At 33.2% G+C, this 15,173-nt stretch carries 12 protein-coding genes and 1 tRNA gene; 10 read left to right on the top strand and 3 right to left on the bottom strand.

The window, feature by feature from the left end; all coding sequences use genetic code 11:
- Positions 1-271: 271 nt before the first annotated feature.
- The 8 genes from F4V44_RS12905 (at position 272) to F4V44_RS12940 (ending at position 10,276) form a co-directional block, all read left to right on the top strand.
- The gene (locus F4V44_RS12905) at positions 272-1,363 is read left to right on the top strand and encodes an RES domain-containing protein (RefSeq protein ID WP_191090668.1); all 1,092 of its coding nucleotides are present in this window, start codon (positions 272-274) and stop codon (positions 1,361-1,363) included.
- A 224-nt stretch (positions 1,364-1,587) separates the two neighbouring features.
- The gene (locus F4V44_RS12910) at positions 1,588-2,223 is read left to right on the top strand and encodes an AbiU2 domain-containing protein (RefSeq protein ID WP_150440439.1); all 636 of its coding nucleotides are present in this window, start codon (positions 1,588-1,590) and stop codon (positions 2,221-2,223) included.
- Between the two features lie 485 nt (positions 2,224-2,708).
- A complete protein-coding gene (locus F4V44_RS12915) occupies positions 2,709-3,212 on the top strand; it encodes a hypothetical protein (RefSeq protein WP_150440440.1) in 504 nt (167 codons plus the stop codon).
- 176 nt (positions 3,213-3,388) lie between these two features.
- On the top strand, positions 3,389-4,129 hold the full coding sequence (locus F4V44_RS12920) for a hypothetical protein (protein ID WP_150440441.1): 741 nt from the start codon (positions 3,389-3,391) through the stop codon (positions 4,127-4,129).
- Between the two features lie 101 nt (positions 4,130-4,230).
- Positions 4,231-5,712, top strand: coding sequence for a type I restriction-modification system subunit M (locus tag F4V44_RS12925; RefSeq protein ID WP_150440442.1), 1,482 nt, complete (start codon positions 4,231-4,233; stop codon positions 5,710-5,712).
- Entirely contained in the window at positions 5,702-6,991 is a 1,290-nt protein-coding gene (locus F4V44_RS12930) for a restriction endonuclease subunit S (protein ID WP_150440443.1), read from the top strand. The genes F4V44_RS12925 and F4V44_RS12930 overlap by 11 nt, the downstream gene beginning before the upstream one ends.
- Positions 6,988-9,924 (top strand): type I restriction endonuclease subunit R, encoded by a 2,937-nt coding sequence (locus tag F4V44_RS12935; RefSeq protein ID WP_150440444.1) that lies wholly within the window; start codon positions 6,988-6,990, stop codon positions 9,922-9,924. The genes F4V44_RS12930 and F4V44_RS12935 overlap by 4 nt, the downstream gene beginning before the upstream one ends.
- A gap of 19 nt (positions 9,925-9,943) precedes the next feature.
- Positions 9,944-10,276 (top strand): hypothetical protein, encoded by a 333-nt coding sequence (locus F4V44_RS12940; protein ID WP_150440445.1) that lies wholly within the window; start codon positions 9,944-9,946, stop codon positions 10,274-10,276.
- Between the two features lie 61 nt (positions 10,277-10,337).
- Here the strand turns inward: F4V44_RS12940 and F4V44_RS12945 are convergent, their stop codons facing one another.
- The 3 genes from F4V44_RS12945 to F4V44_RS12955 all read right to left on the bottom strand — a co-directional run bounded on the left by F4V44_RS12945 (position 10,338) and on the right by F4V44_RS12955 (position 13,225).
- On the bottom strand, positions 10,338-11,066 hold the full coding sequence (locus F4V44_RS12945; protein ID WP_150440446.1) for a M48 family metallopeptidase: 729 nt from the start codon (positions 11,064-11,066) through the stop codon (positions 10,338-10,340).
- A 168-nt stretch (positions 11,067-11,234) separates the two neighbouring features.
- Positions 11,235-11,516 carry a hypothetical protein gene (locus tag F4V44_RS12950; protein ID WP_150440447.1) on the bottom strand — a complete coding sequence of 94 codons (282 nt, stop codon included), beginning with the start codon at positions 11,514-11,516 and terminating at the stop codon, positions 11,235-11,237.
- A gap of 830 nt (positions 11,517-12,346) precedes the next feature.
- Positions 12,347-13,225 (bottom strand): hypothetical protein, encoded by an 879-nt coding sequence (locus F4V44_RS12955; protein ID WP_150440448.1) that lies wholly within the window; start codon positions 13,223-13,225, stop codon positions 12,347-12,349.
- 898 nt (positions 13,226-14,123) lie between these two features.
- On the opposite strand from F4V44_RS12955, the gene F4V44_RS12960 reads away from it, so the two are divergent.
- Together F4V44_RS12960 and F4V44_RS12965 are read left to right on the top strand one after the other, a co-directional pair.
- A tRNA-Sec gene (locus F4V44_RS12960) sits at positions 14,124-14,221 on the top strand.
- Positions 14,222-14,681: 460 nt separating this feature from the next.
- Positions 14,682-15,074, top strand: coding sequence for a hypothetical protein (locus F4V44_RS12965; RefSeq protein WP_150440449.1), 393 nt, complete (start codon positions 14,682-14,684; stop codon positions 15,072-15,074).
- Positions 15,075-15,173 lie beyond the last annotated feature (99 nt).

The following is a 15,173-nucleotide window of genomic DNA, read 5'->3' on the forward strand; positions in this document are numbered from 1 at the left end:
ATTTTTTTACCTTAGAGTTTTATAAGTAAGGCTTAATGTAATAATTGTAGAGTATGTAAGTCTACTAAAGATTCAATTAGTTAAAGATTTACTTGAAATGATGGTGAAATACCTCGAAGTAGGTCAAGTGGATCCCTTTATCATTCAGTATCCTAATGGTAAACATACTTTAATTTATGCTTGTCGTTATTATTCAGTAATTGGTACCCTATTTAAAAGCTTTAAAATCTCCAATTTTTAGAATCTAGTTTATTGTATGGGAGTGGAAAACTTGTATTGCTGTATAAATTGCTTTGAAGATGAAATAATTATCAATTATTTTCATCAAGAAGGACATTGTGGGGATTGTGATTATTGTGGTGAAGCAGACACCCAAATCGTACCTATTAGGGAACTTTACGATGTTTATTTTCAAAACCTATATTCTTATTATCAAGAAACCCAGCACGGTGAACATTATATTTATCAAATCCACGATAACCCCTCTGATTTTGGTGACAGTTTATATAATTTAGTTCAGGAAGACTGGGGGATATTCCCTGATGGTTCGGGTGAACCTTTGTTGTATGAAATTATGAATTATGGTAGGGATTACGAAATTGAAGGTAATATAGATGAATCAGTACTCTTTTCAAGAGCATCAGATGCATTTTCATACATAGACGGATCCTACTTATGGGATTCCCTTTCTAATAGTCTAATTAAAGAGAATCGTTTTTTCCCTAAAAAGGACTTAGATTATTATTACAGCACTGATACACTGTTAGGTGAAATAGAAAATCTAATAAAAAAATACGTTGTTAATATCAATGAGCAAACTGAAATTTTTAGAGCAAGGGTCGGTCATTTCACTGACTATAAAGAGCTCCAAGCCCCTCCGTTTGAAAGAATACTTAAAGGAGGAAGAGCAAATCCAGTTGGGATATCTGTGCTGTATTGTGCATTTTCAGTTGAGACAGCCATATCTGAGGTAAGACCGTGGAAAGGTGCAGAGGTAACCGTTGCAAAAATAAAAAATAAGGAAAAGCTAAACCTCATTGACTTATCGAAAATTGATCCTATAATATCACCATTTCAATTTAAAAATATAATGTCCGAAGTTAGTAGCCGGAATCTGTTACTAATTCTTCAACAAATGTTATCTAGACCAATAAATCCTAATAAATCTGAAATTGAATACATCCCATCACAATTTTTAACGGAGTTTATTAAATCATTAAAATATGACGGTTTAATATTTAAAAGTTCCTTGGGGAAAAGCAACAATTTAGTTATATTTGATCAATTAAAAACAGTTATTAAGCAATTGGATTATTTTGTGGTATCAAACATTGAGTGTTCCTTTGAAAAAAGGTTGTATTAATGAGAGCAGATTATCATAGCAAATAAAAAGAAATGAAACAAAATAACTAAATTCTTCATTTCAGTACACGCACGTTGCCATTCTTAGAGCGTTTTCTTTTTTACTATAAGGTATTGACTAAGAATAAATTCACTAATTATCAAAGAAAGGACCTAATGTACCTATTTAAGTTAACTCATATTTAATATCAGATCTTTAACTTAAAAGAAGAGGAGGATGCTTTTTTGAGTGCTTACGATGAAGAAATGATAAAGCAACTTATAAAAGGATTAATGCAAGAAATAATCCAAGTTAAATCCAAGTTTAAATTGTGGCAACATATCCAGCAACAAAGAAATGAGTATATAGATGAATTAAACCTTGCTCCAGCTTTTTTTACCTTAATTCTACAATCCATGTTTAATGATGTGATTATAACAACTGCAAAATTATATGAGCATGGTAAAGGTACAATAAATTTAAATAAATTAATCAATATTGCTGAAAATCACAAAGAAATATTTATTTATGAAGAAAAGAATAAATCTTTATTAAATAATGAAGTAATTAAAGAACATAAAGTATGTATTGAAACCAAAAAAGAACAATTAGATAACCTTTTTACTTGGCGTGATAGAGTATATGCACACAATGACAAAAAGTATTTTTTCGAAAAGAACCAAGTAATCAAAGATGCCGAACTCACCATAGAAAATCTAGAAGATTTATTACAAAATGCTTGGGAAATTGTAAACTTTTATTCGTTAGCATTAGAAGGAAACGCTTGGTATCCTGAATCAATAGATACTCTGGATGTTGATTGCATATTATCTATTTTAAAAAATTTTAACGAACAAAAAAAGATGAAATTAATATATTAAGAATAGGTATGGGGTTAAAGCCAATAAATGAATGACTTTTTATATAGACCAAAAAATATAGACCAAAAAAATATAGACCAAAAAAATAGAATTATTTCATCTAACTACTAACTTATACTTTTTTAAAAAAGTTATGTTACTTTGTTTTAATTTACTGAGTTATATTATCACGTTGGGTGCGTTTCTGTACTAATCAGGAACGCTTTTTTAATTGAAAAACTAACACTAAAAATTGATTATTTTATAAGTTTAGAAGAGATTGTGATTAATTCCACTTAAACAACTAGAAGTCTAAATTTTTGTGCTTTTTAAAATAGACTAACTTTTAGACATAAAGCAAGGGAAAATATAGCATCAATAACAGCTTTTTTATTAATGTACAAAAGTTATAACTTTAAGACAGTTAAAAATTGCACATGGGGTTAATATGGGGCTAATATGAATGTTATAAGATAATGTAATAAAAAACGGGGAGTGTGAGAAGGATGAGTCATCATATCGTTATAACTTATAGTGCAGAAAGAGCAAGTGAAGGGCATGTAGACCCAAATTTCACTCAATTGGTTTATGGAGACAGTGGAAGGAAGGGAAATATTCTTAAGAGCAATTTAAGTCCAGGATCATACATATTCTTTAATGCTCGTATTGGAGCTAAAAGGTATCTTACTGCTTACTTTTATGTGGAAAAAATGTTATTTAAAGGTGAGCATGACGAGGAAATAGAATCATTAACTTGCAGTGCAAAAGAAGATGAAGTAATTATTATCGGGAGTAGATTGTTTTCGAAAGTTTTAACTATTCCGTTAGACTTTGACAGAGGGTTAATTGGTGAAATTAAATCATATGGTGCTGATAATAATTACTTTGAACAAAAGAAAGCAAATGGTGTTGGTGAGTTAGAAGCAATTAGAGATAAAACCTTAAATCCAAAGGTTATTACAGAAGAGGAAAAAGAAATGCTTATTACGTTATGTAAGAATAGAGGATAAAAAGCGGGAAGACTAAGTAACATAAAGCTCAATTATTTTAGGGACCCTAAGTGGGGTTCCTAATTTTTTTATTTTTGTTCTAATTGTTTTTATGAAAAGTTAAATAGTTAAGAGTAAACAAATTTGGTATAGTTAAAATGTACTATATTACTAAACTTAATATAGGGGTTGAAACAATGTCAAAGTTAAACCTAAATATTGATTATGAGCCAAACAAAGGAACGGTTTTAAATATAAGATTGAATGAAATCCAATATACTGAATTTCAAGAAAATAAAGATACCTATTGTTTTTATTATGAAAGTAGTAAAATTAAAATAAATCTTACTTTTTTAAACGAAGCATTCAAATTAATAAATAACAAAAGACCATTGGAAAAAAAGAATATATCACTAAAACGTCATCCAGTGACAATTCGTAAGCATAAAAAAGGATATATCGATTTTATTTATCAATTAGACCAAGTGAGTCTTAAGAAGTATAGGTCTAATAATGGTCCTTTCACTATAATACTTGATAAAAAATTATTTAAGATTCAGATTATATTAAAAAAACATACCAAACAAAGTATAAATGCTTTGTTCAATAAACATAAACAAAGAAGGTCTATAGAGGTATGGGATAAGAGAACTATTGTAAGGATTTCGTCTGAAGTAAAACCAGATCGTTTTGATTCGGAAATTAGAGATGAAGAACAGAATAATATAAAATCGACTTATATTAATAATAAATTTGAATATGAGAAGTATGGTATATATTTGACATATCCTAACTCTTTTAGACGTTGTAATAATTGTGTAAACTACAATAATAACTCATGTATTGCACACAGAAAAGTTGAAGTAAGTGAAAATCATACTTGTAAACGCTTCTATCAATATAGAACGTACTTGGGTGGTGGGTTTTCGCCGAGATAAAATATGGATTTATTTAATTCGTTTTAGATTTTTATTAATATCATTATTTATAGTAGAAGTGTACTGACTACATATTTCGATAGCAAAAAAGGAGGAAGCACATGTCAAATCTTACTTTACAACAACTCGAATCACATCTATGGGAATCAGCGAATATACTAAGAGGATCTATTGATTCATCTGACTATAAAAATTACATATTCGGTTTATTATTTTTAAAACGTTTAAATGATGTTTTTGTCGAAACGGCTAAACGAATTGAAGAAGAGGAAGATGATGATTACGGTTGGTATGATCGTGATGAACATCAATTCTTCGTTCCAGAACGTGCTAGGTGGGCGAATATTCAATCACAAACGCAAGATATAGGGGATACCATTAATAAAGCGTTTGAAGCTTTAGAAGAAGAAAATGCTTCATTACAAGGAGTATTAGCAACGATTGATTTTAATGATAAAGAGAAGCTACCGGATAAATTACTGCAGCAATTAATTAGCCATTTTTCCGCTATTGATCTAAGCAACGCAAATTTATCTGAACCAGACATGTTGGGTCGTGCTTATGAATACCTAATTAAGCAGTTCGCGGATGATGCTGGTAAAAAGGGTGGAGAGTTCTATACACCAAGTAAAGTGGTTGAATTAATCGTACATCTGATTAAACCAGAAGAGGGAATGCGTGTTTGTGATCCGACTGTTGGATCTGGCGGTATGCTAATTCAATCGGTTGACTATATAAAATCCCAGGGTGGGAATCCCCGTAACCTAACGTTGCATGGGCAAGAAAGAAATCTAAATACATGGGCAATCTGTAAAATGAATCTGTTGCTACATGGCTTAAGTGACCACAGAATTGAAAAAGGGGATACAATCCGTGACCCTAAGCTCCTAGAAGATGGGGAACTAATCCTTTATGATCGTGTGATTGCCAATCCTCCGTTTAGCTTAAGCAATTGGGGAAGAGAAGAAGCAGAGAGTGATGAATATGGTCGGTTCCGCTTTGGTATTCCTCCAAAAGATAAAGGTGATCTCGCATTCGTTCAACACATGATCTCAACACTGAATCATGAAGGAAAAGCTGGGGTAGTTATGCCACATGGTGTGCTTTTCCGTGGTGGTGCAGAAGGAAAAATTCGTCAAGGTATATTAGAAGAGGATCTCCTTGAAGCCGTCATTGGATTGCCATCAAATCTATTTTATGGAACCGGGATACCAGCAAGTATTTTAATCTTGAATCGTAATAAAGAAGAAAACAAAAAGGGTAAAGTGTTCTTTCTTAATGGGGCAGAAGATTATCAAGAAGGTAAGAATCAGAACACCCTTCGTGATGAAGATATTGAAAAAATTGTTTCTGCCTATGACAAGTGGGAAGAGGTTGAGAAGTATTGTCGCCCCGTCAGCTTAGATGAAATCAAAGAAAATGATTATACCCTTAATATTGCAAGATATATTGATACAACGGAAGAGGAAGAACTAGTAGATGTAGCAGAAGCATTGGCAGAACTTCGTAAGTTCGAAGAAGAACGGAATGAGATCGAAGAGAAGATGTACGGTTATTTGAAGGGGTTGGGGTATGGTGAATAACATAGGTGCTTCTAAAAATCTCCCAGAAAAATGGAAAATAAAAAAATTAGGTGAGGTTGCTGACGTTATTGATCCTCAACCCGATCATAGGGCGCCAAAAGAAGTTCCAAATGGTTATCCATATGTAGGGGTGGGCGATTTTAATAATGACGGTACAATAAATTTCGAAAAAACAAGAAAAGTTGTCGAAGAAGCTATAATAAAACAAGAGAGTAGTTTTAAAATTGATCAAAATGATATCGCCTTTGGCAAGGTTGGTACAATTGGTAATCCTAGATATTTGAGCTACGATAAGAGATACGCACTATCAGCTACGTTAGTTTTGATTAAATCTAAAGAAGTTTTTAATAGTTACTTATATTACTTCTTACAATCACAGCAATTAATGGACCAAATTAAGAGGTTAACAACGGGTTCTACTCGTCCAACAATTGGGATATTAAAACTTCGTGAATTAGACATTGTTATTCCATCGGAAAAGGAACAACAAAAAATTTCAGCAATTCTCACTTCTGTTGACGATACCATCCAAAAAACAGAGAAAATCATTGAACAAACGGAAAAAGTAAAAAAAGGGTTAATGCAGCAGCTTCTTACAAAAGGAATTGGGCATACGAAGTTTAAGAAAACGGAGATTGGTGAGATTCCGGAAGAGTGGGAAGTTAGAAGACTTGAAGATATAATATCAAGTACTAAATTAGGAACAAATGATACTGCTAATGGTAATATGGGGCTTCCGTTAATAAAGATGGGGAATCTTACATTTGGGGGATTTAATTTTTCTAAGATAGAATATATTAACGCAATTCCTCAACAATATGAAAGTTTTTTACTTAAAGATGGTGATTTTTTATTCAATACAAGGAACACACCAGAACTTGTTGGTAAGACTGCTATCTGGCATAACCAATTGGAGAAAGCAATCTATAACAATAATATATTAAGAATTGTTTTTAATAAGGAAATTATTTCAAGTTCCGATTATGTTGCTTATCAATTTAATGAAGGGTTACTTAAAGGGAAGATTAGAGGATTGGTTAACGGTACAACTAGCGTAGCAGCAATCTATTGGAAGGATTTATCAAAAGTAAGAGTTCCTATTCCAAATCTTAATGAACAACAAAAAATTTCCGAAATATTAGGTTCGTTAGAGGAAAAAATACAAATCGAGACTAATCGTAAAGAAAACCTATCAAAGATTAAAAATGGTCTTATGCAAGTCCTTTTATCGGGAAAAGTTCGTGTGAAAGTTGATGAAGAAGAGGTGACAACCTCATGACACTTACAAGGGATTGGAACGAAAAGACACTTGTTGAAGACCGCTTCATCAATCAATTAAAACAAATGGGCTATGAACATATTCATGGTCCTTCTCTGGATAGTGAACGTGAAACACAAGGTGCTGTCGTATTAAAAGATCGACTTATTAAAGCTATTCAAAAGATAAATCCTTGGATCTCAGATAACAACTTAAATAAAATAATCCGATCCGTTACTCATATCCATGCAATGAGCTTAATGGAAGCGAATCAGCTATTTCATGAAAATCTCATCAATATGATCTCCATACAGCAAGATCTTGGGAAGGGAAAAAAAAATCAGACGGTTAAGCTGATTGATTTTGAATGCCCAGAGAATAATGAATTTTTGGTTGTCGATCAATTTTCTATCTCAAACGCTAGAGGAACCATTCGACCAGATCTGATTGTTTTTATCAATGGATTACCGTTAGTTGTGATTGAATGTAAAAGTCCCACCTTATCACCAGATGAACAAATTGGGCAAGGGGTTAAGCAGCTATTACGGTATCAAGATCAATGTGAACCGCTATTTCATTACAATCAAATCTTGATTGCTACGAGTAATGACCGTGCAAAAGCTGGTACGATTGGGGCAAGAGTTCAGCATTATGGAGAATGGAAAGATCCTTATCCCAGAACAGTTGCAGAAATAGGAGATAATCCATCAACACAAGATGTTCTTGTGACGGGTATTTTTCCAAAAGAGAATTTACTTGACCTTATTCGAAACTTTATTGTCTATGAACCCGTAGAAGGTCGCACGATTAAAAAGTTGGCACGTTATCAGCAATATAGGGCTGTTAATAAAGCAATCAATCGTATTCTACACGCAGAAAACCCTCATAATCGTGGTGGTGTTGTTTGGCATACCCAAGGAAGCGGAAAATCACTAACAATGGTATTCATAGCTGTAAAGCTACGTCGGATCAAAGGATTAAAGAATCCAACCATTGTTGTTGTAACGGATCGTAAAGACTTGGATGACCAAATTGCGAACACGTTCCGAAGATGTGGTTTTCCTAATCCTCAACAAGCTGGGTCGGTAGCGGATCTAAAGAAACTATTACAACAAGGTTCTGGTACAACGGTTATGACACTTGTACAAAAATTCCAAGAGGATGCTGAAAAGAATGGTTATCCAGTATTAACAGAATCAGAGAATGTATTCGTTATGGTTGATGAAAGTCATAGAACGCAATACAGCGGTTTGGCTATGAATATGCGTACAGCTATGCCGAACGCTTGTTATCTGGGCTTTTCGGGAACACCGATTGATAAGAAAGATAAAAGCACGATTCGAACATTCGGTACATACATAGATAAATACACCATTGAACAAGCTGTACAAGATGGTGCAACAGTTCCAATTTTTTATGAAGCGAGAATGGTGGATCTTCATGTACAAGGGGATTCCTTAGATGATTTATTTAATTTAAAATTCCGTGAATATAGTGAAGAAGATCGAGAACGGATTAAAAAGAAATATGTCACTGAACAAGCATTAATATCTTCTCCTAAACGACTTAAACGGATTGTTCTCGATATGATTGAACATTATGAAACACATATCAAACCGAATGGTTTTAAAGCCCAAGTGGTAGCGGTTACTCGGGAAGCTGCTGTAACCTATAAAGAGTTGTTTGATGAGTTAACTGATTATCAATCGGCAGTGATCATTTCTGGTGGTCATAATGATGAAGAGCGAATGAAAAAACATCATCTATCAAAGGACGAGGAAAAGAAGATTATTGAACGTTTTAAAAAGCCAATGAATGAAGATCCGCTTAGCTTTATCATTGTCTGTGATAAATTATTAACGGGCTTTGATGCACCAATTGAACAAGTAATGTATTTAGATAAACCATTGAAAGAACATAACTTGTTACAAGCAATCGCAAGGACAAACCGAACTTATGATAAAAAAACGTATGGACTAATCGTTGATTATTTTGGCGTATCAAGGTTCCTTGAAGAAGCACTAGGCATATTTGCTAGTGAAGATATTCAAGGGGCTTTGCAAAGTGTTGATTCTGAGATCCCACGGTTGCAATCTAGGCACCGAAAAGCTATGCGCTTCTTTGATTATTTACGGCAAGATGATCTAGAGGGCTGCATACAAGTGCTGGAGCCAGAGGACGTACGAAATGAATTTGAAACGTCATTTAAAAAGTTTGCGGAAAGTATGGATATGATCTTACCAAGTCCAAAGGCTAAGCCTTATTTGAATGATTTAAAATTTCTCGGTAAAGTACGCCAATTAGCAAAATCCCGATACCGTGAAGATAGTATGGATATTTCTGATTGTGGTGAAAAGGTAAAAGAACTAATCGAAGAATATTTGTTTGTAAGTAATATCGAAGTGATGCATGATCCAATCGATATACTGTCTAATAAATTTGAACAACAATTGGAAAAAGCAACTACGCCGGAAGCCAAAGCTGCTGAAATGGAACATGCGATTAAGCATGAAATTAAAATTAAGATAGAGGAAAACCCGGTTCTTTACACTTCCTTGCGAGAACGACTAGAAGCCCTTATACAGCGTAGAAAAGACCGTCAGTTGACTATTGAAGAACTCTTAGAAGAATATCGTGAAATGGTTCAAGAAATGCGTAATACGGCACAAAAAAGCCAGGAACACGGTTTTACAAAAGAACAGTATCCGTTTTATCAAATGCTTGAACAACAGCTTCCAGATGAAGAAGATAAGGAAGCTTTAAAAGAATTGACACATATCATTACGGAAAACATACAAGATCAAGCCGTACTTGAATGGACTGAGAAAGAGGACGTAAAACGGGAAATGCGTAAAAAGATTAAACGACAGCTCCGTGCAAGTAAATGCCCGAAAGATAAGCTCGAAGGATTAACGCAGCAGCTGATGGATTTAGCTGAGGTTCATTATAAGTAGTAAAAAAGGGGAAATTTAAGTGAAAGTTGTAAAAAGTGAAATTGAAACAATAAATGTACAAGTAGATATTGAAATGTGGAAAAAAATAGAAACAAGGGTTTTTCATTTGCAAAGAAAAGGTGAGAAACGATTCGATATAAAGCAGAAAAAGTTGAGAAAAATCAGTAAAGCTGCATGGGGGAGAGAATTGTTTCATTTAGGTGTTTCCATCCCTAATACTATTGATATGTTGATACGATTAGAAGAAAAATACGGTGCAGATAATGTAGAAAAAGTTGTGTGTAGTCTTGAACCTTTTTTTGATTCGATTTTTGGTATTGAAAGAAAAGAGAACGATAAAATAAGCCAGTAGTAATATTTTAAAATTAAAAGGTTGCCTTATAATTGGGCAACCTTTTAACATAAGCTATGTTTTATAAACTCAATAAAGGACCATTTATCCTTAGCCATTCTTTACGTTGCTCATAATCTGGAAGTATTGACCGAACCATTTTCCAATAATCTGTAGAATGATCCATATGCCTTAGATGGGCCAATTCATGGACGAGAACATAATCAACCACCGACATTGGGGCCATCATGATTCTCCAATTCAAATAGATGGCACCTTCATTCGTACAAGTTCCCCAGCGCTTTTGTTGCTCCTTAAAAACTACTTTTGAAGGTTTGAGTTCCATTTTTGGACAATGAATCATAAGTCTTTCTTCGATCTTTTTATTTCCTTGTCTAACATACCATTCTTTAAAAAGCCTTCTCAACTCGTTTCTTTTTTCTAATTCCGATAAATATGTTGGGATCTCTGTTATGAATCTGCCTTGTTTAAATGTTAGCACTGGCATTTTCAAATCGTCATTTTTATGTATTTTTAGCCGATAATGTCGACCTAAATATGGGAATTTTTCTCCGCTAACATATTCTCTGGATGAAGGTTTATCAGCTATCTCTTGAAGCTCATACTTTTTCTTTAAAATCCAAGGAGCTTTTTTATGAAGAATTTTATTCAGTTTTTCATAATCAATACCTTCTGGGGCAACAAGTTTGACCCCTTCTGCTAAGCACACCGAAAGAGAGACGTCTTTTTTTCCTTTTATGTATTCAACCGAATAATCAATTGTTGTATTTCCGTATTGTAATTTATGCATGTAGTTAAATCCCCCAGTCGCCAACTACTGTTATTCTATAAGTTATTGAAGGCAGTCGTCAAATAAGGAAGAAAAAAATAATGAGGTGTTAAATAGGTTGGGAGATGTGGGGTGATTTACTTTTTGTGAGGACTAACCGACAAAAGGACCAGAGAATCGGTCCTTTTTTTATTTAAAACGGTTTCGTTGAGACTTTGTTTTAAGCATATAACCGGAATGTTGTATTAACTTATGTAGATCATCTGTACCTTTTTGCATAATTACTGCAGTTACATATTTTTTTTCTACATTTAATTTATTCGTCACTTTGGTAATGCTGTTTGTATATGCGTACTCTTTAATAACCATTTTTTCTAATGTATCTGCATCATATGATTCAACCAAATTGACAAAATGTTGCAGTCTTATTATTTCCTCTCTTGCCTTAGAAACGGTCATTAACTTGCCCAAATAATTCACCTCCTTTATTTTTCAATATACATAATAAACTCATTGAATCCTATTAACAGTTTTATGACATTGAATTGTTAAATGAGACTAATCTCACACTTTGCACTGGAATATGATTTACATCATCATCAGAAATAGAGGCTCATTTTCAGTAGTGTCGTTTCATCCGAAAAGGAAGCAATGACACCATGAAACTTAAAATATTAATAACACTATGTGTTAATTACACAATTTCAATATAAAAAGCCAAAAATGTAATTAGGAATTAGGAGAAAAAAGGAATGCTTTGAAGCAAAATTAACTATTATAAAAATAAAAACGTAGCTCCTAAATCCGGCCGGAGAGCTATTTATTTACGATTTAACGGATAAAGCGTATGCAATACAATGGATATGAGGCTTCCGGAATTCATCGAGAGAGCTAGCTTTGAGTGTTTCTGGCAATCAATTTATGTACCTAATGGCAGTATGTTTATAAAACTCTAAGCATATTTACAAACTAAAATTAAGTATAATTGGTTATTTTTATGCAGTACCTTATGCTTTGCTTATTGTACTAACGGTTAATGAAATAATAAATAAATAAAAATTAGGGTGAAATTATACTGATTAGTCACTGTTTAAGGGGAGCGTTAAGAAATGACCGAACAAAATAAAGATGAATTTGAAAAAATGCGGTGGGGAAGAAACTATAATACGAAGGCTCCTTTAAAAAGTTGAAATTGCAAGAACCAAAAATCTTTCTAAAGAAACTACATTATCATAAATTTTGGAAATTAAAAAAGAACCTTCATTTGAAGATTCTTTTTTAAAAGGCCATTCATCGTAATATTATAACTCATTTACGTCAATGCTTATTGTAATTTGATTATCTAATACATTTACTGTAGGGCTATTTATGCTTAATTCTATAGGTGATTGATCTGAACCAAGTTTAAAGCTTTGCGGCACATATAAAACATAATCACCTAATTTTGAACGCACTTGACTTTGTACAAACTGCTCAAACTGGTCACTTTTAACCACATTATCAATTACTAAACCTGTAATATCTGAGTCAGGAAGCATTTGTAGTAAGTCACCGATTTTACCAAGTACATCACCAATAACATCGTTACCAACTACGTCTCTAATTTTTTTCTCAACTTCTTCTAAAATATTATTTTTCACCGTGTCGGCAATGCTCTCTGGGAGGACAAAATCATGCATTTCAAAATCTCTTAGTCCTAATGACACTTTAAAGTCATTAGTAATAAAATTAAAACTTACTGAGAAAACTGGCTTAATAAATTCTTCAAGACCTACTGTTAAATTTATATCAGGGTTTTCTCCGAATAAATCAACACTCCAAAGAACTATATCTGGAACTTCTCTTCCATGAACTATAATACTTCCAGTAATAGGATTCCTTATATTTGGGATGTCTGGAGTTTCAATAACCTTCCTATCCTTAAAATGCTTTATATCCGCACTAATAACAATATTTATCTTTTCAAACTCTACGCTTATTCTCTTTATAGCAAACGTATCTGGTTGGATTAAATCGAAATCACTAAACTCAATTGTCCTAATGTGTACATTAGCTACAATCTTTATTCCGTTATTATCATATAAAGATGTTTCTTCATTTTGAAATGTAATATTGGCTAACTGTGATCTTAAAAAATTTTCAATGGTACTTTCAGTGAGAGAAACGCTAAGGTTATTCATTAAGAATTCACTCCTATATAATTTTTTTAGTAGTAAAATAGTAAAAAAATTTTCTAATTGCAGACAGATTTATTTTTAACTTAAACAAGGTTATTATTCAGCCTTTGGTGATTTCCCCTAAGGTGCTTTCTCGTATTTGTTTTTAATTTCACGAGGTATTACAAACAACCACTTCTGTGTAGCTGTACTCTGGATGTCTTTTTTACTTTATCTTTTAAATATATCAATGGTTAAATACTCAATGTTACCAATACACTATTTACGTCTTTGAATAAGCTACCTTTATATGCGAAAAATAGGAAATATACACTTTTAATATTATCGGCCATCCTAGTATGGGGGACATAGAACTAGAGTACCAGCTTGAATTGTTCGACGTTGAGGGAGAACCGATCAGCATTGCAGTGATAATTATTGGCAAAGAAGCCAAAATTTTAGTTGATATAACCGTAGAATTTTACGATTAATTGATTTTAAGGTTAGAAAAAGGACTTATCCATACAAATGGTGAGTCCTTTTTCTTTTATGTTGCTTGTGACTTTGTAAGAACACATCTTAATTTGAACACGTAACACAAGAGAAACGTATGTATTATCTAAGCAAAGCCACTTTGAAATGAGAAACGTTTAAACACTACAACTACTTATAAACGTGAACCATATATAACTGAAATTGCAACCGGTGGGGAAAGGTGTCACCGAATGAGTATTTTAGTAAATATACATTAAGGTGAGGAAATAGAAAAATTGTCTTTTTTTATTAAATTATTATAGATCTATAGAATATCTTATTCTTTTGAATTATAATAAACCGTGTGAACCGATGTAAGGACCGTGTGAATGGTCGAAAAAAACCGTCGGAGTGGTACGTATAAACATTGATAAATTAACATTTGGATGGGGCTGAATGGGGTACTAGTATCCCCACGCGGTCTTCAAAACCGCTTGAGACCTGTGTGCCAGGTCTGGTGGGTTCGATTCCCAGGGGGTCCCGCCAACTTAAGGATTTCAACGTTTACATATAAAGTTCTCCCCAGTAGTCTAATGTTTCTTTTTATACTATGTAAGAATGATTTTCATGACCTTGGAGGACAATTACTCTTAGTCTCCTATTTATCGGGGGCTATTATTATGTTGAAAGTTATTCGTAAGTATAATGTTGGTCAGGATAGAAAAAAGAGTAAAACGAACTAACTTTAATAAAGAAATTACAAGAAAAAATCTGGTCTGTAAGGAGGAGTTGCAGTTCGCCCCCGACCACCGGTATCTTTAGTAATGAGTTAAATTAAGAAACAATAAAACACTCCTAAATGTTGATATTTCAATGTTTGAGGGTGTTTTGTTGTTTGTAGGAAAACTATTGAATAAGGTGGGATCTGAAATTATTTAACATATTATACACAAGAAATATGTACGTACTTAATCGTTTTTTCTGGTTATTTAAAAGACAGAAAATCATGGTGGCCAAATTACTGATTGTCCTAATCTTTACACTAAGTTCTATTATTCTTACAAATGTGATTGTAGTCAGTTTGTTCTACGGTATAAATTGGGCAGTAGGCATCGTTCCTAACAACTTAACTGGTCTTGAATTAATGCAGCATAGCATGAAGTTAGCATCCCAGGCTATTTCCGCGGCTGGAATTAGTCTAATTCCGCTATACTTCGGCATGCTGAAGAAATCTGTGGCGATAACCATTGTATCATCGATAATTATGGTGTCCTTTATGAGCCCTCCAACCGATTTTTCCGTACTAAGCGTAATTATTATTCCGCTGGTGTTATCGGTGGTTGGGTTTACGATTGGCCTATTCTGTTTTAAAAATATTGAAAAGGTGGATTTGGTATAACTGCCTTATTAAGGTAACGTTTCAAAGCATCAATAAATCGATAAAGTTGAAGATACGGGATTGGAACAATTTATCACTAAAACCGTTGATTTGTGGAGC

This window comes from Niallia endozanthoxylica (assembly GCF_008710145.1).
Lineage (GTDB): Bacteria > Bacillota > Bacilli > Bacillales > Cytobacillaceae > Bacillus_BD > Bacillus_BD endozanthoxylica.

Excerpts from the sequence above, each read along its gene's own strand:
- F4V44_RS12915 (WP_150440440.1), top strand. The coding sequence starts at position 2,709 with ATGAGTCATCATATCGTTATAACTTATAGTGCAGAAAGAGCAAGTGAA.
- F4V44_RS12920 (WP_150440441.1), top strand. The coding sequence starts at position 3,389 with ATGTCAAAGTTAAACCTAAATATTGATTATGAGCCAAACAAAGGAACG.
- F4V44_RS12925 (WP_150440442.1), top strand. The coding sequence starts at position 4,231 with ATGTCAAATCTTACTTTACAACAACTCGAATCACATCTATGGGAATCA.
- F4V44_RS12930 (WP_150440443.1), top strand. The coding sequence starts at position 5,702 with ATGGTGAATAACATAGGTGCTTCTAAAAATCTCCCAGAAAAATGGAAA.
- F4V44_RS12935 (WP_150440444.1), top strand. The coding sequence starts at position 6,988 with ATGACACTTACAAGGGATTGGAACGAAAAGACACTTGTTGAAGACCGC.
- F4V44_RS12945 (WP_150440446.1), bottom strand. The coding sequence starts at position 11,066 with ATGCATAAATTACAATACGGAAATACAACAATTGATTATTCGGTTGAA.
- F4V44_RS12955 (WP_150440448.1), bottom strand. The coding sequence starts at position 13,225 with ATGAATAACCTTAGCGTTTCTCTCACTGAAAGTACCATTGAAAATTTT.
- F4V44_RS12965 (WP_150440449.1), top strand. The coding sequence starts at position 14,682 with ATGGTGGCCAAATTACTGATTGTCCTAATCTTTACACTAAGTTCTATT.